Origin of the sequence: Pontibacillus sp. HMF3514, from assembly GCF_009858175.1 — a bacterium.
Classification (GTDB): domain Bacteria; phylum Bacillota; class Bacilli; order Bacillales; family BH030062; genus Pontibacillus.
Genome location: NZ_CP047393.1, coordinates 1,659,403 through 1,677,799 on the forward strand (window position 1 = coordinate 1,659,403; position 18,397 = coordinate 1,677,799).

16 protein-coding genes are annotated in these 18,397 nt (G+C 38.8%); all 16 read left to right on the forward strand.

The window, feature by feature from the left end; genetic code table 11:
- The first annotated feature begins 356 nt into the window (after window positions 1–356).
- The 16 genes from GS400_RS08645 (at window position 357) to GS400_RS08720 (ending at window position 18,396) form a co-directional block, all read left to right on the forward strand.
- Window positions 357–1,244 (forward strand): 2-dehydropantoate 2-reductase, encoded by an 888-nt coding sequence (locus tag GS400_RS08645; RefSeq protein ID WP_160100866.1) that lies wholly within the window; start codon window positions 357–359, stop codon window positions 1,242–1,244.
- On the forward strand, window positions 1,241–1,624 hold the full coding sequence (locus GS400_RS08650; protein ID WP_160100868.1) for a DUF3397 domain-containing protein: 384 nt from the start codon (window positions 1,241–1,243) through the stop codon (window positions 1,622–1,624). Before GS400_RS08645 ends, GS400_RS08650 begins: the two co-directional genes overlap by 4 nt.
- A gap of 122 nt (window positions 1,625–1,746) precedes the next feature.
- Window positions 1,747–3,369 (forward strand): bacillithiol biosynthesis cysteine-adding enzyme BshC, encoded by a 1,623-nt coding sequence (gene bshC, locus GS400_RS08655; RefSeq protein ID WP_160100870.1) that lies wholly within the window; start codon window positions 1,747–1,749, stop codon window positions 3,367–3,369.
- Between the two features lie 137 nt (window positions 3,370–3,506).
- Window positions 3,507–3,938 carry a division/cell wall cluster transcriptional repressor MraZ gene (mraZ, locus tag GS400_RS08660; protein WP_027448188.1) on the forward strand — a complete coding sequence of 144 codons (432 nt, stop codon included), beginning with the start codon at window positions 3,507–3,509 and terminating at the stop codon, window positions 3,936–3,938.
- A 75-nt stretch (window positions 3,939–4,013) separates the two neighbouring features.
- On the forward strand, window positions 4,014–4,994 hold the full coding sequence (rsmH, locus tag GS400_RS08665) for a 16S rRNA (cytosine(1402)-N(4))-methyltransferase RsmH (protein WP_160100872.1): 981 nt from the start codon (window positions 4,014–4,016) through the stop codon (window positions 4,992–4,994).
- Window positions 4,991–5,365, forward strand: a complete 375-nt coding sequence (gene ftsL, locus GS400_RS08670) for a cell division protein FtsL (protein WP_160100874.1) — start codon at window positions 4,991–4,993, stop codon at window positions 5,363–5,365. Before rsmH ends, ftsL begins: the two co-directional genes overlap by 4 nt.
- A 19-nt stretch (window positions 5,366–5,384) precedes the next feature.
- Entirely contained in the window at window positions 5,385–7,631 is a 2,247-nt protein-coding gene (locus GS400_RS08675) for a penicillin-binding protein (protein WP_160100876.1), read from the forward strand.
- 80 nt (window positions 7,632–7,711) lie between these two features.
- Window positions 7,712–9,661: a stage V sporulation protein D gene (locus GS400_RS08680; RefSeq protein WP_160100878.1), complete on the forward strand. Its 1,950-nt coding sequence runs from the start codon at window positions 7,712–7,714 to the stop codon at window positions 9,659–9,661.
- Between the two features lie 83 nt (window positions 9,662–9,744).
- Window positions 9,745–11,208 (forward strand): UDP-N-acetylmuramoyl-L-alanyl-D-glutamate--2,6-diaminopimelate ligase, encoded by a 1,464-nt coding sequence (locus GS400_RS08685; RefSeq protein ID WP_160100880.1) that lies wholly within the window; start codon window positions 9,745–9,747, stop codon window positions 11,206–11,208.
- A gap of 13 nt (window positions 11,209–11,221) precedes the next feature.
- Window positions 11,222–12,163 carry a Mur ligase family protein gene (locus GS400_RS08690; protein WP_160100882.1) on the forward strand — a complete coding sequence of 314 codons (942 nt, stop codon included), beginning with the start codon at window positions 11,222–11,224 and terminating at the stop codon, window positions 12,161–12,163.
- Window positions 12,164–12,303: 140 nt separating this feature from the next.
- Complete coding sequence (gene mraY, locus GS400_RS08695) at window positions 12,304–13,287, forward strand: phospho-N-acetylmuramoyl-pentapeptide-transferase (RefSeq protein ID WP_160100884.1); 984 nt, start codon at window positions 12,304–12,306, stop codon at window positions 13,285–13,287.
- The gene (murD, locus tag GS400_RS08700; RefSeq protein ID WP_160100886.1) at window positions 13,287–14,636 is read left to right on the forward strand and encodes a UDP-N-acetylmuramoyl-L-alanine--D-glutamate ligase; all 1,350 of its coding nucleotides are present in this window, start codon (window positions 13,287–13,289) and stop codon (window positions 14,634–14,636) included. Before mraY ends, murD begins: the two co-directional genes overlap by 1 nt.
- A gap of 66 nt (window positions 14,637–14,702) precedes the next feature.
- Window positions 14,703–15,821 (forward strand): stage V sporulation protein E, encoded by a 1,119-nt coding sequence (gene spoVE / locus GS400_RS08705; RefSeq protein ID WP_160100888.1) that lies wholly within the window; start codon window positions 14,703–14,705, stop codon window positions 15,819–15,821.
- Window positions 15,822–16,144: 323 nt separating this feature from the next.
- On the forward strand, window positions 16,145–16,303 hold the full coding sequence (locus GS400_RS08710; protein ID WP_160100890.1) for a hypothetical protein: 159 nt from the start codon (window positions 16,145–16,147) through the stop codon (window positions 16,301–16,303).
- Window positions 16,304–16,922: 619 nt separating this feature from the next.
- Complete coding sequence (locus GS400_RS08715; RefSeq protein WP_160100892.1) at window positions 16,923–17,711, forward strand: cell division protein FtsQ/DivIB; 789 nt, start codon at window positions 16,923–16,925, stop codon at window positions 17,709–17,711.
- Entirely contained in the window at window positions 17,695–18,396 is a 702-nt protein-coding gene (locus tag GS400_RS08720; RefSeq protein ID WP_160100894.1) for a DUF881 domain-containing protein, read from the forward strand. The genes GS400_RS08715 and GS400_RS08720 overlap by 17 nt, the downstream gene beginning before the upstream one ends.
- Window position 18,397 lies beyond the last annotated feature (1 nt).

The following is an 18,397-nucleotide window of genomic DNA, read 5'->3' on the forward strand; positions in this document are numbered from 1 at the left end:
AAGGGCAGATGAGACCCCGCAAGGAGCGTAGCGTATGAGGAGGCTCAGCTGGTCTTCCGCAGGAGTATTGCCGTTTCACTGAACCCCTAACTCTTTTTCCAGCAACGGACCTCCTCAGCACTTTATCTCGAAACCAAGTCTTCCAGATAAGGGGGCTTTAAGGGAGGGGGCAACAATACTCTACAGAACTTCTTAAGTATATTTCCACAGCATGTTTCCTATAATATTTGATCTACCATTTCATTAAAAATTTGCTACAATAGGAAAATAGAAGGATTTAATGTGGTTCAAATGGAATGTTTTATTAAGGGCCAATTATCCGATAAAAAATAGGATAGATCAGGTGGTGATTTGTCTTGAATATAGGAGTTATTGGAGGAGGGGCCATAGGGCTACTCACTTCTTATTATTTACATAAAAAAGGGCATGCTGTAACACTGTATGTCCGTCGAAAAGAACAAATGGAAACTATTAAAGGAAAAAGGCTGCACATTCTTCCGATGGATGAAAAAGTGGAAATAAATACTTCGTTAACCAATGATCTTGAAAATCAAGACGTTCTGATCGTATGTACCAAGCAACAAGCTGTAGATGATGTTATACAAATCTTGCAGGATAAACACATTACTTGTCCATTGCTTTTTCTCCAAAACGGCATGGGGCATATATACAAACTTCAAAACCTTTCGAACCCTTTATCTGTCGGAGTCATGGAACACGGAGCATTGAGGATAGACGAAAATACGGTGAAACATACAGGAAAAGGGAAGCTTCGTATAGCTGCAATGAATATGAACAATCAAGAATTAAATATAATGAAATCTTATATGAATTGTGATGAATTCCCTGTGCATATAGAAGGTGACTGGTATAACATGCTAGCGAAAAAGCTTGTCATAAATGCAGTCATCAACCCAATTACAGCATTATTCCAAGTCAAGAATGGGCAAGTTATCGAGAATCCCTTTTTAGAGTGTAAAGCCAAGCGTTTGTGTGAGGAGGCTTGTCTTGTGTTAAAGCTGAATCCACAAAAACAATGGGAGAATGTTTATCAAATTGCAGAATTCACGAAGGAAAATACATCCTCTATGGCAAAAGATATACAAGGAAAAAGAGAGACAGAAGTTGAGGCCATTTTAGGATTTTTATTACATGAAGCTACATTCGATGTTCCAAACATTCAATACATGTATGAAAGTATAAAAGCTATTGAGTACTCATTTAAAAAGGAGGGGGAAGTATGAGTCACCTTATAGCCTATCTCTTAGCAGCTGCGATTACATTGCCAATTCCTATGACCATTATTGTGTATATGCTTACACGAAAAATCAGCCGAAGTAAGCGATTGTCTTTGCATGTAACCGTAAACTCTATGACATTACTCTACATATTATCGGTTAATGCAACGATGGGAACGATTTTTGAACAATCCTTTTTCTGGTATATCCTCATTTTCTTATTAGTTCTATTAGGTATGTTTGTGTTTCTTCAATGGAAGTATAAAGATGAAATTCATTTTACAAAGGCTTGGAGAGGGTTTTGGCGATTTAGTTTTGTTCTATTTGCTTTTGCCTATATAGGTCTAACTTTGTTCGGGCTTACAGACCGTCTTTTGGCTTTGTAGTATATGCAGATGAAACGTTCGTTCAGCTTCAATAAGCCTAAATGGATGAAATCGGTGCGCCAATTCTGTACAATACGTAGATGAAATACATAGACCCATATAGACAAAGGAGAAGGTCATTCATGAGGATTCAACCGATTGATCTAACGAATGAAAACCGGCTTATGCAAGACTATCGAAGCCAATCAAACCATATACTTCAAAAGTTTCATTACAATCCATATAAAAAGAGCGATTTTAAACAAAGGCTTGAGCATATCCAGAAAAGGTCCTATAAACGTGATGAATTAGCGGACCATCTCCATCAAGTGAACAGTAAATGGGGAGCACCAGAACAAACACTATCTAATATTGAAAAAGTACGTGATCCAGAAAGTGTTGTTGTGGTAGGGGGTCAACAAGCAGGGTTGCTGACAGGACCTTTATATACGATTCATAAAATTATCTCGATCCTCGTTTTAGCTGAGCAACAAGAAAGTGAGTTAGGAATTCCGGTGCTTCCTGTTTTTTGGATTGCTGGAGAAGATCATGACTTTGATGAAATTAACCATATTCATATGCCTTATGGTCAGCGAATGAAAAAGTTTAAAATTATGCAAAAGCAAAACGAGAAGTTATCTGTTTCAGATATGGAGATGGATGAAGAGGCTATTAAAACTTGGCTAGAGCGTTTATTCTCTCAACTTGATGAAACAGAACTTACAAATGATCTATATCACAATTTACTAAAGGAACTTGCTGCTTCTCAAAGCTTCGTTGATTATTTTGCAAGGATCTTGTTTTACCTGTTTCCTGAAAAAGGGCTTATTTTAATGGATTCTGATCACCCTGAACTAAGGGAACTGGAAAGTGATTATTTCAAAGATATGATCCGTAACCAGGAACGTATAAGTGAAGGTGTGGTTCGAGCACTTCATGAATCTGCACAACAAGGGTATCCGATTAATTTAGAAGCGGATTCATCAGATGGTCACCTGTTTTATGAACAAGGTGGTCGAACGTTATTGGTTCGAAATGAGGAGGGCAATTGGGAAGGGAAGCAAAACGAATGCTCCTTTACGACAGAAGAACTGTTACAAATTGCTGAAGAAAATCCAGAAAAGCTGAGTAACAATGTGGTAACACGTCCGCTTATGCAAGAATTGGTTCTGCCTACGCTTTCCTTTATAGCTGGACCAGGTGAGGTTGGATATTGGGCAGCTTTAAAGCCAGCTTTTGAAGCACTTGATATTGAAATGCCACCTGTAACACCACGTTTATCGATCTCATTATTGGATCGAAAAAGTGAAAAGTGGATGAATAAGCATTCACTGCAAGTTCAAAAAGCGGTAAATGAAGGTGTAAGTGAAGATAAGAATTACTGGATTTCCATGCAAAGCTATCCCCCAATTGAACAACTCTCAGATGAAGTGAAAAAGGCGATTGAACGTGCTCATCGCCCACTGAAAGAAAAAGCCCATTCTATACGTGATGATATTGGGCAACTAGCTGAGAAAAATTTATTTGAATTGTTCCGTGATGTTGAGTTTCTTCAAGAACGAATGATTCATGCCTTAGAGGATAAACATACGCGGGAATTAGAAGTTTTTGATGCAGTCGATTTAACATTAAATCCAGAAGGAAAATTACAAGAACGCACATGGAATATCTTGCCTTGGATAAACAAATATGGCATAACTTTAGGGGAACGTCTTTGTGATATTGAATATGACTGGACGAAACCTCATCACGTGGTTTATCTATAAAAAAATAAAATTTAAAAAAAGTTAAAATTCCTGCCATTAACGGCAGGAATTTTTTTGTGGGGAAAGAATATATAGTTTTAAGTGGTGGAAAGTGGGGGAATGTGGTACCCTAGAGTCAGAAAGTGGGGGCGTTCTATATGTTTATGGGTGAATACCAACATAATATAGACGCAAAGGGACGTATCATTGTCCCTGCGAAGTTTCGTGAAGGGCTCGGTGAGACGTTTGTCATTACACGAGGACTCGATCGTTGTTTATTTGCGTACCCACTTTCAGAATGGAAGGCTTTAGAAGAGAAATTGAAAAAGCTCCCTCTAACGAAAAAGGATGCTCGTGCATTCACCCGTTTTTTCTTTTCTGGTGCTGTCGAATGTGAAGTAGACAAGCAGGGAAGAATAAATATTCCTTCACCATTAAGAAGTTATGGTGAATTGGATAAAGAGTGTGTGGTGATTGGTGTATCCAATCGAGTGGAGTTTTGGTCTAAAGATCATTGGGAGACTTATTTTGAGGAGTCTGAGGATTCTTTCTCTGAAATTGCAGAGAATATGATGGACTTTGATATTTAATCCAAACAAATTTTATTTTTTCTAGCCACTCATCCAAGGGATACAACAAGAAACAAACGACAAAAGGGTGAAAGTATGTTTGAACATATTACAGTATTAAAGCAAGAAACCGTCAATGAATTAGATATAAAACCGAATGGTCTGTATGTCGACTGTACCTTAGGTGGTGGAGGACATTCTGAAAAGATTGTTCAAGAGCTAAATGATGAGGGTAGGCTGATTGCTTTTGATCAGGATACAACAGCGCTTGAACATGCCAGACAACGACTTGACTCCCATAAGGAAAAGATCACATTTGTTCATGCGAATTTTCGCCAATTACAAGAAAAGCTTGCAGAACTAGGCGTGCATGAAGTTGATGGGATTGTATTTGACTTAGGCGTTTCTTCTCCCCAGTTAGATGAAGAAGAACGAGGTTTTAGTTACCATCAAGAAGCTAAGTTAGATATGCGAATGAATCGAGAGCAAGCTCTTAGTGCATATGAAGTTGTGAATGAGTGGTCGTTTAATGATCTAGTGAAAATATTCTTTAAATATGGAGAAGAGAAATTTTCCAAACAAATTGCTCGTGGAATAGAACAGTCTAGAGAAAAAGAACCAATTGAAACCACCACTCAACTAGTGGATATTATTAAAGATGCTATTCCTGCACCTGCTAGACGAAAAGGTGGTCACCCGGGTAAACGAATTTTTCAGGCAATCCGTATTGCTGTTAATGATGAACTTGGAGCATTTGAAGATGCTTTACACCAGGCAGCAGAGGTGGTGTCAATTGATGGTCGTATTGCCGTCATTACGTTCCATTCTTTAGAAGATCGTATATGTAAACAAGCTTTTAAAAAGTGGAGTAGTAACCCGCCATTGCCAAAGAATATCCCTGTTATTCCTGAGGATAAGCAACCTCCTTTTGAATTAACGACAAGAAAACCAATTACACCGAACGAAGAAGAACTTGAACAGAACCGCAGAGCTCGTTCTTCAAGATTAAGAGTTGTAAAGAAAATCCGACCTTGGAATGAAGAATTCCGACTGGATGAAAGGTGGAATAAGAGATGAGCGCAGAAAAAGCAAGAGTTTTACATGATGCACAACAACAAACGCAAACGCAGCAACAACAGACGAAAGTTCATGTACATAAGAAGAAGTGGGTATCAACAGGCGAAAAAGCTTTGTACACCCTTGTTAGTAGTCTTGCCATTGCTGCGAGTGTCTTCATTGTGTCTTACTCGTCTTCTTTAGATAGTATGAACCGAGATATTCAAAAGCTTGAGGGAAATATTTCAGATCAAAAGGTAGTTAATGAAAACCTACAGTTCAAGATCAAAGAATTGAGTGACCCTGAACGCATCTTAAAAATTGCTAAAAAGAATGGGTTAAAGATCCACCAGTCAAAAGTTAAACAAGCTGATACAGTTTCAGGTAGCTAAGTAAGGAGAATAGAAGGCTATGAAAAAAAGCAAAACAACCCATCGTATGTCGAAAGTCATGATGGTCTTTTTCACGCTCCTATTTGTGGTATTGTTCGGACGCTTTTTTTACATCCAGTCGACAGGTGAAATTAAAGGGGTAACCCTTGAAGATTGGGCTGAAAAAAAGCGGACGAGCTCATATTCCATTGATGCGAATCGTGGAAAGATTGTTGATCGGAATGGGATGACATTAGCCTATGATCGTCCAACATATAGCATTTTTGCTATTGTGGAAGAAGAGTACTCTAAAGGATTAGACGAACCCAAGCACGTTGTAGACACTTCAAAAACAGCTGAAAAGCTAGCTCCAATATTGAATATGGATCAATCCAGAATCTCCTCTATCATTCAGCAAGGAAAAGAAAAAGATCGTTTTCAAGTTGAATTTGGCTCAAATGGGCGGTACCTCTCACAAGAAAAACGAGATAAGATAAAATCTCTCCATCTACCAGGTATTAATTTTAGAGCGGAAGCAAAACGATATTATCCAAATGGGATGTTTGCCTCTCACGTCGTTGGATTTGCTCAACGAAAAGGAGAAGATGGTAAGATCACAGGTGTACTAGGGATTGAAAACCAAATGGATAAGAAGCTTACTGAAAAGAATGGATCTATATCTTTTCAGCGAGATAAATATAATCAAAAGCTTCTGAATCCGGAAGAAGTCATCCAAGAACCAAAAGATGGCGATACCATTCAGTTAACCTTAGATCAAAAGATTCAAACCTTTTTAGAAGACGCGATGACACACGTTCAAAAGCAATACGAACCGAAAAAAATGATGGCGGTGGTGATGGATCCCAAAACTGGAGAGGTTCTTGCCTCTAGTAATCGACCAAGTTTTGACCCTAATAACCGATCAAATATCAAAAATTGGTATAACGACGTATTGGCTTATCCTTTTGAACCTGGCTCAACGATGAAAATATTCACTGTTGCTGCTGCGATGGACGCTGGAGTTTATGATGGTAAGGAAACCTATGATTCAGGCTCATACAAAATTGAAGAGATTACACGACCTATTCGTGACCATTACCGACCAGGTTGGGGTGAGATCACCTATAACGAAGGGATTCAACGTTCTTCCAATGTGGCGGCAGCGAAACTAGTATGGGAGAAACTTGGCACAGACAAGTTTTTAAGTTACCTAAAAGATTTTGGTTTTGATCAAAAAACAGGTATAGACCTTCCAGGTGAAACAGCAGGAAACATCTTATATAATTGGCCGATCGAGAAGTTAACGACTTCTTATGGTCAAGGGACAACTGTTACGCCTATGCAACTCATGAAAGCTGCAACTGCAGTAGCGAATGATGGGAAAATGATGAAGCCCTATGTGATTTCAAAGGTTTTAGATCCGAATTCAAACGAAACGATTCAAAAAACAAAGCCAGAGGTAGTTGGAGAACCAATCGATGCATCTACGGCTAAGTCCGTACGAAATCTTCTGGGCAAAGTAGTAACAAGCGAAAACGGAACCGGGAAAAACTACAAATTATCTGACTTCTCTGTAGCTGGTAAGACAGGGACAGCGCAGATACCAGACCCAGATGGTCCAGGGTATTTAAGCGGTTCCCCAGAAGACTATATGTTCTCCTTTTTAGGTATGGCTCCCAAAGAGGATCCAGAGTTGATGATGTATGTTGCGGTAAAACAGCCTAAATTAAAAGGAAATGAATTAGGGTCAGAACCCGTTTCCTATATATTTAAAACGGTAATGGAAAACAGTCTACATTATTTAAATATCCAACCGGATAAGCAGAACAAAAAGATGGATGTACAACCGAAAACAATAGAGGATCTAACTGGTAAATCAGTCAAACAAGCAAAAAGTCAGTTACAGAAGAATGGCTTGAAACCTGTAGTACTAGGTGAAGGTTCAACCATACAGAAGACACTTCCAGCTCAAGGAAAGCAAGTTTTTCAAAATGAGCGAGTCTTGCTTTTAACTAAAGGGGACGTAAAAATGCCAAATATGAATTCTTGGTCCCTGAGAGATGTATTAAAGTTTAGCAATTTAATGGACATGAAGCTCGATTACATGGGAAGTGGGTTTGTGTATAAACAAAGTATACAACCTGGTTCAATCGTTCGAAAAAATGATTATCTTACAGTAGAACTCTCTCCACCTGGAGAACGAGGAGAGACACCTGAAACGAATTCTCAAGAAAACGAACGATCTATGCAAGAGCAAAATGAAGAAAAAGAAGAAGAAGAGGCGTAATAAGACAGGCAGTGTTCTAATCGTGATTAGCCACACATAAAATGGATACAAGCTTACTATGGACATAAAGGAGATGTACCATGAAACGTGTATCCAATGTGACGCTAAGAAAACGTTTAGTCACTGTCTTTCTCTTTGCAATGGTCATTTTTGCAATTATTGACATTCGATTAGGCTATGTTCAATTTATTATTGGTGATGGGATTATGAAAAAAGCACGCGATTCGTGGAGTCGGGATATCCCATTTCAACCTGAACGTGGTGAGATTGTAGATCGGAATGGAGAAATTCTAGCAGAAAATGTGACTGCGCCATCTGTAATGCTCGCACCACGTCAAATTAAAAATCCTCAACTTGTTGCTGAAAAACTCTCAGAAGTGCTTGGAATATCAGTAGAAAAAGCTTATAAACATGCCACAAAAAATGCAAACATTGAGAAAATACAACCAGAAGGAAGAAAGTTGACGGAAGAGCAAGCCGAAACACTAAGCCAACTTAATCTAGACGGTGTTTATATCGCAAAAGACTCAAAGCGCCACTATCCTAAAGGGGAGTATCTATCACATGTATTAGGTTTTAGTGGGATTGATAATCAGGGGTTAATGGGGCTTGAATTGTATTATGATGATTACCTCAAAGGGAAAGAGGGTTATTTATCCTTCTTCGCTGACGCAAAGGGGAGAAAAATGCCCAAGCTTGCTGATGTTTATCAACCTCCGAAAGATGGGTATAATTTAAAGCTGACAATTGATGATAGGGTTCAAACGATCATTGAAAGGGAACTGGATAATGCTCAGGCAAAATACAATCCTGATGGAGCCTTAGCTATAGCAATGGATCCCGATACAGGTGAAATATTGGCTATGTCTAGCCGACCCACATTTCACCCAGAAAATTATCAGCACGTAGACCAAAAAGTCTATAACCGAAACTTGCCTGTATGGAGTACCTATGAGCCAGGGTCAACGTTTAAGATTATTACGTTAGCAGCAACTTTAGAAGAAGGACTGGTTGATCTATATGATGACCACTTTTATGATAGAGGGGCTATTAAAGTTGATGGTGCTACCTTGCATTGCTGGAAAAGTGGAGGTCATGGGAGTCAATCTTACTTAGAAGTCGTACAAAATTCTTGTAACCCAGGCTTTGTCACAATGGGTGAGCGGTTAGGAAAAGAAAAACTTTTCACGTACATTCGAGACTTTGGCTTCGGTCAAAAGACAGGGATTGATTTACAGGGTGAAGGAAAAGGGATTTTGTTTAAAGAAAGTCAGGTAGGACCTGTAGAGTTAGCAACAACTGCTTTTGGTCAAGGGGTATCTGTAACACCCATTCAGCAAGTGACAGCTGTTGCTGCTGCAGTGAATGGAGGATACTTATATCAACCTTATATAGCTAAGGAATGGATTGATCCAGCCAGTGGTGAAGTGGTTGAGAAAAGTGAACCCCAAATGAAAGAACGTATTATTTCTGATGAAACGTCGAAAAAGATTCGTGAAGCACTTGAAAGTGTCGTTGCTAAAGGAACAGGGCGAGGTGCTTATGTTGAAGGGTATCGAGTAGGAGGAAAAACGGGTACTGCGCAAAAAGTGGGGGAAGATGGAAGGTATATGAGCAATAATCATATTGTATCCTTTATTGGGTTTGCTCCAGCGGATGATCCAGAGTTGGTTGTTTATCTAGCCATTGATAACCCTAAAAACACTGTTCAATTTGGTGGAGTTGTAGCAGCTCCAATTGTTGGTAATATGATGGGAGATAGTCTTAGAGCAATGGGTGTGGAAAAACGTACGGATGGGCTTGAAAAAGAAATTCAGTGGCCTGATTTACCAAGAGTAGAAGTACCTGATCTGGTTGGCTTAGAAAAAAAGGATTTAATGAAGTATTTGGTGAATTTGTCAATAGAAACAAGTGGAGAAGGGAAATACATTGTAGATCAAGCACCTAAAGCGGGAATAAAGGTTGAACAGGGTTCCAAAATTCGCCTTTTCTTAACTGACGAACCTCCTAAAAATGCTACATCTCAATAAGAACAATCGCAGAGCACCCTTTACTTTGCTATAATAAAACGGTGTAAAGTAAAGAAATTCAAACAATGTAAGGAGTCACATTTATGAAACTAGGAAACTTATTAGAGACTCTTCATGTATATACTGCAACGAAAAGTATAGAGCATGTACAAGTAAATGGAATTAAAATGGACTCAAGAGCCGTACAAAAGGATGATTTATTTATTTGTATTGAAGGCTTCACGGTTGATGGCCATGATTTTGTCGCACAAGCTGAAGAAAAAGGGGCAAGTGCAATCATTGCCCAGAAACCGATTGAAGCCTCAATCCCAGTAATTTTAGTAAGCGACAGTAATAAGGCGCTTGCTAAACTATCCAACCATTTTTATGGTTACCCAACCAATCATCTTCATTTAGTTGGAGTCACAGGCACGAATGGAAAGACAACAACATCTTATTTGATTGATTCTATTTTCCAAGAGGCACAGAAAACAACTGGTTTAATTGGAACCATTCAAATGAAAATTGGAGAGAATACATATCCTGTAAAAAACACAACGCCAGACTCACTATTTTTACAGCAAAACTTTTCTCAAATGGTTGATGAAGGTGTAGATGCAGCAGTAATGGAAGTATCATCTCATGCCTTAGACTTAGGGAGGGTCCATGGGTGTGATTTTGATATAGCGGTTTATACCAATCTCTCACAGGATCATCTAGATTTTCATAAAGACATGGATGATTACTTGCGTGCGAAATCGCTTCTTTTCTCACAATTGGGGAATGGATATCATCAAAAGCCGAAATATGCTGTGATAAACCGTGATGATGAACATTGTGATTTTCTTATTAAAAGTACAGCACAAGAAGTCATTACATATGGATTACAAGATCGAGCAGATATAGTTGCAAAAAACCTTAGCTTAACAGCAGGCGGAACTTCTTTTACACTACGAACTCCTAGTGGGGACATTTACATTGAAAGCCCTCTTGTAGGAGAATTCAGTGTGTATAATATGCTGGCAGCAGCGAGTACGGCATGGTTATCTGGAATTTCCCTCGAAACCATTAAACATTCCTTGGAACAAACGAAAGGTGTACGTGGGCGATTTGAACCTGTGTTAGCCGGTCAAGATTTCGGCGTTATTGTTGATTATGCTCATACACCTGATTCTTTAGAGAATGTTTTAAAGACGGTAAAATCCTTTGTTGAAAACCGAATTTTTGTTGTTATTGGTTGTGGTGGAGATCGTGACCGAACGAAGCGACCTTTAATGGCTCAAGCGGCAGTGAAGTATGCAGATCATACCTATTTAACATCCGATAACCCTCGTTCAGAGGATCCCAAAGCCATTCTAGAGGATATGGAAAATGGTGTGACTGGTGAAGATTATACGGTTATCGTGGATCGAAGAGAAGCGATTAATGAAGCCGTTCAACATGCAACTGCTGGTGATGTGATTGTGATTGCTGGTAAAGGTCATGAAACCTATCAAGAAATCAATGGAGAGCGAACTCATTTCGATGATGTAGAGGTTGCAAAGGAAAGTATTCAATCCGGAAAATAAAGGGGCTGAATGAATGGGATTTTCGACTGATTGGCTAGCTGATATTCTCCCTGATTATCAAGGTGCAGTTGATTTTGGAATTGAGATTATGGAAGTTCATCATAACCCTTCCCATTCCATGAAAAAAGCGCTGTATATTCCCGTTGATAAGAGTGAAGCTCATGCAGACTTATTAAAAGAGGCTATATCAAATGGAGCTATTGCAGCTATTTGGGATAAGGAAACACCTGCTCCAGCTTTTTTGCCAACCGATTTTCCATTATTCTTTGTCGATCATTTACAAGCTTCCTTAAATGAAGTAACAGAGGCTTACTTGGAAAAAGTGAGTCCATGTACAGTTCTTGTTACTGGAGATGAAGGGGTAGATATGACTCAAAAATACGTGTCTACCGTTTTATCACAGCAATATGAAGTTTATGAAGCGAATTTTACAGAAAGCTCCGAGGTAGATCTTTGTCTTCAACTCTTACAAATGCCAGCTGAAACTGAAGTGCTTGTATTGGGAGTAGCACTTGGAGGTGTTGATGACCTCCAACACTTAGTGGAATTCGTCAAACTGGATTTTGGGGTTATTTCACATGTTTCTAGCAATGGACATTCAGAAGATTTAATACAAAAAAGTGTTGAAATCTTTGCTGGACTAAAAGAGAATGGTTATGTCCTTTTAGATGGAGATGAATCTTTATTTTCACCACTTTTTTCGAAAGAAAACGTGATCACTTGTGGTTTTAAAGAAGAAAATAAAGAGGTCATCATTGACTCTAAAGAAGATAACTTTATGGTAAATGAATGTGTTTATAATCATCAGAACGTGGACAAAAGCTTCTTGAAGTATTTAGGATTTGCTGTAGTCATCGGTGAAAAAATAGGTCTGGAGCAAGCATCTATACAATTGGGGTTAATAAATACCCATTACAATCAGACACATTTGTCCACTCCCACAATCCAAAAATAGGGAGAAGGTTTGATGAAGTTGAGGAAAGATTTTACCTGTAACATGATATATTCTATAAAGGACTTTTTTAACCAAAATAAAGTAAATGAAAAATTGTATTTACAATTGGACGGTCTTATGCGAATAAAAGGAGGAAAACAATGAATGCACAAGTACTATTAATCACTATGGCAATAGCATTTTTAATTACCGTCCTCATCTCACCGATCTTTATTCCTTTTTTACGTAGGTTAAAATTTGGTCAGGAAATTCGAGATGAAGGTCCAAAATCCCACCAGAAGAAATCAGGGACACCAACAATGGGTGGATTGATGATTCTGGTTTCTGTAAGTATTACAACCTTGTTCGTGGTTGCTAAATTTAATCCTCAAGCGATGAGCTTTGAAGTCTTCCTCATGCTTTTTGTAATGGTTGGTTACGGACTACTTGGCTTTTTAGATGATTTCATTAAAGTAGCCATGAAACGAAATCTTGGCTTAACTTCTAAGCAAAAAATGTTAGGTCAGCTCTTTATCGCAGCGGTCTTTTATATAATTTTATATCGTCATGATTTCCCGACACATATCGGAATACCAGGTACTACCATGCAGTTTGATTTAGGTTGGGGCTATGCTATCTTAATTTTATTTATGCTTGTTGGTTCTTCCAACGCTGTGAACTTAACAGATGGGTTAGATGGTTTATTAGCCGGTACGGCAGCTGTTGCATTTGGTGCATTTGGGATTTTAGCTTTTCAAGGCCATCCCCAGTTTGAAATTGCTGTATTCTCACTTGCCGTTGTAGGAGCATTATTAGGATTTCTTGTGTTTAATGCCCATCCAGCCAAGGTGTTTATGGGGGACACAGGTTCGCTTGCATTAGGAGGAGCCATAGGAGCAATCGCCATACTAACAAAGCTAGAAATTTTACTTATTATTATTGGCGGTGTATTTGTTCTAGAAACGCTATCTGTTATTATTCAAGTTATTTCATTTAAAACGACTGGAAAACGTGTATTTAAGATGAGTCCATTACACCACCATTATGAGTTAGTAGGTTGGTCTGAGTGGAGAGTAGTAACTACATTTTGGCTTGTGGCCATCTTGTTTGCAGCACTCGGTATTTACATTGAGGTGTGGCTATAATGAAAACGTTAAAGAACTTCCCTTATCAGCATGTACTTGTACTAGGTCTTGCAAAGTCAGGAGAAGCTGCAGCAACTCTTCTTCATGATAGCGGAATCCCAGTACGAGTAAATGATCAAAAGCCATATGAAGAAAACCCTCAAGCTAGAGCTTTAACCCAAAAAGGGATTGAAGTCGTGACAGGTGGACATCCTCTTTCCGTTTTAGATGGAATTGATTATTTGGTGAAGAATCCCGGCATTCCTTATACAAATCCGATTGTTAAAGAAGCTGAATTACGTGGTCTTCCAATCGTTACGGAAGTTGAACTTGCCTATAGATTATCTGAAGGGCCTATTATAGGTATTACAGGATCCAATGGAAAGACAACAACGACAACATTGACCTATGAAATGCTTCAAGAAAGCCAAAGGCCAGTGAAGCTAGCTGGGAATATAGGAAAAGTTTCTTGTGAAGTTGCTCAATCCACTACTGATGAGGACACATTAGTTATTGAGCTTTCGTCATTTCAATTAATTGGGACTGAAACCTTTAAACCTCATATCGCGGTATTTTTAAATTTATATGAAGCTCATCTTGATTATCATAAAACAATGGAGCATTATGGATATTCCAAAGCTCAAGTGTTCATGAATCAAGATGAAGATGATTACGTCATTTATAATGCGGATCATGAGGACGTTACAAATTACGTAAAACAAGCGAAAAGTCAACGCATTCCATTCTCGACTACAAGTTTTCAGCCTGAAGGTGTTTGGAAAGATGATGAATGGTTGTATTTGAAACAAGAAAAAATTGTACGACTTGAGGATATTATGTTGGTAGGTGCTCATAATATGGAAAATATTATGGCATCTGTAGCAGCAGCAAAACTCTCTGGAGCAACAAATGATGGTATTACGAGCGTTTTAAAAACGTTCACAGGTGTTAAACATCGTATGCAATTTGTTAAAGAGCTTCAAGGGAGAACGTTTTATAATGATTCAAAAGCTACGAATCTACTTGCAACATCAAAAGCTTTATCTGCATTTGACAAACCAACGATCCTGTTAGCAGGTGGATTGGATAGAGGTAATGAATTTGATGATTTAGCTCCGTACTTGAAAAACGTTCGTGCCATGATCCTTTTTGGTGAAACAGCACCAAAACTTAATGAATTGGCTCAAAACAATGGAATAGAGCAATCGATCATAGTCGATAATGTTAAACAAGCAGCCGAAGAGGCGTACCGTATTTCGAATAAAGGCGATGTGATTCTTTTATCACCAGCATGTGCTAGTTGGGATCAATATCGTACTTTTGAAGAACGTGGAGACATGTTTATGGAAGCGGTGCATACATTAGAGTAGGGGGCTTGTTTACTCGATAAAAAATGCCCCCAATGTTCAAGTGATTGAACCAAGGGGGATTTTTTTATGTTTCGGAAAAATAGTGGACAAAATATAAAAGATGCACCAGATCTTTTACTTATGGTCGTTATCTTTTCGCTTTTGTTAGTAGGCGTAATTATGGTTTATAGTGCATCAGCGATATGGGCTGATTATAAATTTGATGATTCCTTCTTCTTTGCTAAACGACAACTTTTGTTTGCTATTTTAGGGATTGTGGCTATGTTTGGATTTATGAATGTTCCTTATCTAAGTTGGCGTAATATTTCAAAGATACTCTTACTAGTATGTTTTGTTATGCTGATAGCTGTCCTTATCCCTGGGGTAGGAATGGTTCGAGGGGGAGCGCGGAGTTGGATTGGAGTAGGTGCCTTTAGTATTCAACCTTCAGAGTTTATGAAACTAGGTCTGATTATCTTTCTGGCTAGATATTTATCTGAGAATCAGAAAAAGATCACCTCGTTTTATAAAGGTTTCATTCCATCCTTATCGCTAGTGTTTTTAGCGTTTGGGATCATTATGTTACAACCAGACTTAGGAACAGGGGTTGTACTTGTGGGTACTTGTATGCTCATGATTTTTGTATCTGGTGCTCGGATTTCTCATTTTGTTGGACTAGGTGTTTTAGGGGTAGCTGGGTTTGCAGGGTTAATTATATCCGCACCTTATCGAATTCAACGTATAACAGCTTTCCTAAACCCGTGGGAAGATCCACTAGGTGCTGGGTTTCAAATTATTCAATCCTTATACGCAATTGGGCCTGGTGGATTAATGGGCCTTGGATTAGGACAAAGTCTACAAAAGTTTTTTTATCTTCCTGAACCTCAAACTGATTTTATATTTGCCATACTTGCGGAGGAGTTAGGTTTTATTGGTGGAACATTCACCTTACTGTTATTTTTCCTTCTGTTATGGCGAGGCATTCGAGTTGCCTTGGCAGCTCCTGATATGTTCGGTAGTTTGCTTGCTTTAGGTATTGTAGGCATGATTTCGATTCAGGTTATGATTAATATTAGTGTTGTGACAGGACTAATGCCCGTAACAGGCATCACACTTCCATTTTTAAGTTACGGAGGTTCATCCCTAACCCTTACGCTTTGTTCAGTTGGAATTCTTTTAAATATAAGTCGATATGCCAAACTTTAACCTCTGACATTGTCAGAGGTTTTTTAGTAGATGTATGTAGATGATTATTTAGTTAAATGGCAGTTATGTGGAATAACTGTTTTAGTGAGAGAGGCGGTTCCGTTGCTATTGTGGAGTACGGTGGGCTTGGGAACGGGTTGCTTTCCCCGGACGAACGATCGAGCCTCCTCATACGCTACGCTTCTTGCGGGGTCTCGCTCGCCCGTTTTTCCGGAGGAGTCAACCCGTTCCCAAGCCCACCTTAGCCGAATGGAGATTAACGGAACCGCAGCGATATGAGGAGGTAATGCTTACGGACATTTGATCCGCTATTTCACCTTAAAATGGTTTTTCTAAAGAGCTTACGGACATTTATTCCGCTAATTGCTGCAAATCACCTTAATAAAGAGCAATCTGTCACAAATAAGGTACCATATGTCCGTAACGAACCTCGAAATACCTTTAAAGTTCAAAATAACGGAACAGATGTCCGTAAGGGTTAGAGCTCAAATAACTAGGGTCCGTTAACCTCCATAAATGCAAAGGGGTGAAGGAAACGGCAAACTCCAGTGGTAGCAAAGGGCTGACGAGATCCCGCAGAGAGCTTGCGAACGAGGAAGCTGAAAGTAAATAATGAAGATCGACTAAGACCGCCACATCGTGTGGAAACGTCGACCTACCCCACGTCGTGTGGGGCAGCAGGAGGCTTGCCGTTTCAATGAACCCCTTACTCTTTTCCAGCAACGGACCTCCACTGCACATTATCTCGATTCCAAGTCTTCAACATAAGGGGGCTTTAATGGAATAAGAAAGCCTAATAGAAAAGTTTAGAATAAATAGAATATATTTCTTGAAATGAATTTTGATTTTCTGTTTTACACTCCGTTATTTGGGGAATGAGGCAAAAAGGCTTGATCTTTAAAACTCATTAATAATGATCAGGTAATTTCCTACATTTAAATAAACTGGTTGCCATGGGAAAAAGGTGAAAACATCGGGATCTAGGTATGTATCATCACGAACTTTTGATGAAGTTGTGATATAATTTTGATATGCATATGAAGCGGCATCCTGGTATGCCGTTTCATTATGTAAAAATTTAATTGTCTAGGGGAACATTCCATGGCAGAGAAGAAAATTGTATCTATAGAAGATCGTATACCGAAACTCAAAGAAAAACGTAAAAAAAAGGCAAACCGACGACTCGTCTTGTATTTGTCTCTTTTCTTTTTACTGATTGTAGTCATACTATATCTTCAATCATCCTTAAGCAATGTAAGTACCATAAACGTTAAGGGAAATACAAACATAAAAAAGGAAACGATTGTATCTTTGAGTGGGTTATCAACCGAAGATAACTTTTGGAAAGTTGATACAGATGCAATACAAAAGAAAGTTAACGAGCATTCAGAAGTCAACTCCGTTAAAGTTGAAAAGGACTTTCCATCAACAATTTCCATTCAAGTGAATGAATTTGAACGAGTAGGTTATGTACAAAAAAATGGGGCTTATTATCCGATCCTTGAAACAGGAGAGAGTTTAACCTCATATAGTCTTTCTTCTCCTGGTAGTGATGCACCATTGTTAAGAGGATGGGAAAAACAGACGTACTTAGAAGAAATGACTCGTGAACTAAGGCAGTTACCAAGCAGTGTAACTAGACAAATCTCTGAATTGTACTGGACACCTACAGAGAAGAACCCTTATAAAATTCATTTATACATGAATGACGGGTTTGAAGTCGAAGCATCCATTCGAAATTTTTCTGAGAACATGAGAACCTATCCATCGATTGTGTCTCAATTAGATCCAGGTCAAAAAGGAATAATCCATATTGATGTAGGAGCTTATTTTGAGGCCTATCCAAGTTCAGAGGCTGAGGGAGAGAGCAATAATGAAGATAACCGGTAAGCATGTTATTATCTCCTTAGTTTTACTAGTCTCAGGTTTTTTAGTAGCGTTTAGCTATCAACAAACCAAAAACAATGCTCAAGTTGTGCAAATGAGCGATGATCAGCTTGAAAAAGATTACTATTACAGGCAGCAGCTTATTGATATTGAAGCACAAAATAAAGAGCTTCGTGAAGAAGTCGAAATGAAAAAAGACCGAATTCAGAACCTTGAAGATCAGTTGGCTAATCAGGAACAGAAGGTTGGGAATTACGTAGAGGAAAAAAAGAAACTACAAAAACTAACCGGAGACCTTCCAGTAGAGGGGCCTGGAGTTGAAGTGCAACTTCGTGACGCAGACTATGTCCCCACGGAAGAAAATGCTAATCAATATATTGTTCACGAAAGTCACATTCACAAAGTAGTTAACGAATTACTATCAGCAGGGGCAGATGCAATTGCGATAAATGGTCAACGACTCCTGAAAGAAAGTTATATAGCCTGTATCGGTCCTGTTGTATCAGTGGATGGTGTTCAACATCCTGCGCCATTTGTTATCACAGCTATAGGAGATCCAGAAGTATTAATGCCTAGTTTACAATTAACCCATGGAGTAGTGGATCAACTTGTAAACGATAATGTAGAAGTTACCTTGCAAGAAAGAGATCGTATATCCATGCCTGCTCAAATGACAGGGGAGGGGTGAT

Bases quoted from the DNA above. Each gene is read 5' to 3' on its own strand.
- GS400_RS08650 (WP_160100868.1), top strand. From the start codon at position 1,241: ATGAGTCACCTTATAGCCTATCTCTTAGCAGCTGCGATTACATTGCCA.
- bshC (WP_160100870.1), top strand. From the start codon at position 1,747: ATGAGGATTCAACCGATTGATCTAACGAATGAAAACCGGCTTATGCAA.
- mraZ (WP_027448188.1), top strand. From the start codon at position 3,507: ATGTTTATGGGTGAATACCAACATAATATAGACGCAAAGGGACGTATC.
- rsmH (WP_160100872.1), top strand. From the start codon at position 4,014: ATGTTTGAACATATTACAGTATTAAAGCAAGAAACCGTCAATGAATTA.
- ftsL (WP_160100874.1), top strand. From the start codon at position 4,991: ATGAGCGCAGAAAAAGCAAGAGTTTTACATGATGCACAACAACAAACG.
- GS400_RS08675 (WP_160100876.1), top strand. From the start codon at position 5,385: ATGAAAAAAAGCAAAACAACCCATCGTATGTCGAAAGTCATGATGGTC.
- GS400_RS08680 (WP_160100878.1), top strand. From the start codon at position 7,712: ATGAAACGTGTATCCAATGTGACGCTAAGAAAACGTTTAGTCACTGTC.
- GS400_RS08685 (WP_160100880.1), top strand. From the start codon at position 9,745: ATGAAACTAGGAAACTTATTAGAGACTCTTCATGTATATACTGCAACG.
- GS400_RS08690 (WP_160100882.1), top strand. From the start codon at position 11,222: ATGGGATTTTCGACTGATTGGCTAGCTGATATTCTCCCTGATTATCAA.
- mraY (WP_160100884.1), top strand. From the start codon at position 12,304: ATGAATGCACAAGTACTATTAATCACTATGGCAATAGCATTTTTAATT.
- murD (WP_160100886.1), top strand. From the start codon at position 13,287: ATGAAAACGTTAAAGAACTTCCCTTATCAGCATGTACTTGTACTAGGT.
- spoVE (WP_160100888.1), top strand. From the start codon at position 14,703: ATGTTTCGGAAAAATAGTGGACAAAATATAAAAGATGCACCAGATCTT.
- GS400_RS08710 (WP_160100890.1), top strand. From the start codon at position 16,145: ATGGTTTTTCTAAAGAGCTTACGGACATTTATTCCGCTAATTGCTGCA.
- GS400_RS08715 (WP_160100892.1), top strand. From the start codon at position 16,923: ATGGCAGAGAAGAAAATTGTATCTATAGAAGATCGTATACCGAAACTC.
- GS400_RS08720 (WP_160100894.1), top strand. From the start codon at position 17,695: ATGAAGATAACCGGTAAGCATGTTATTATCTCCTTAGTTTTACTAGTC.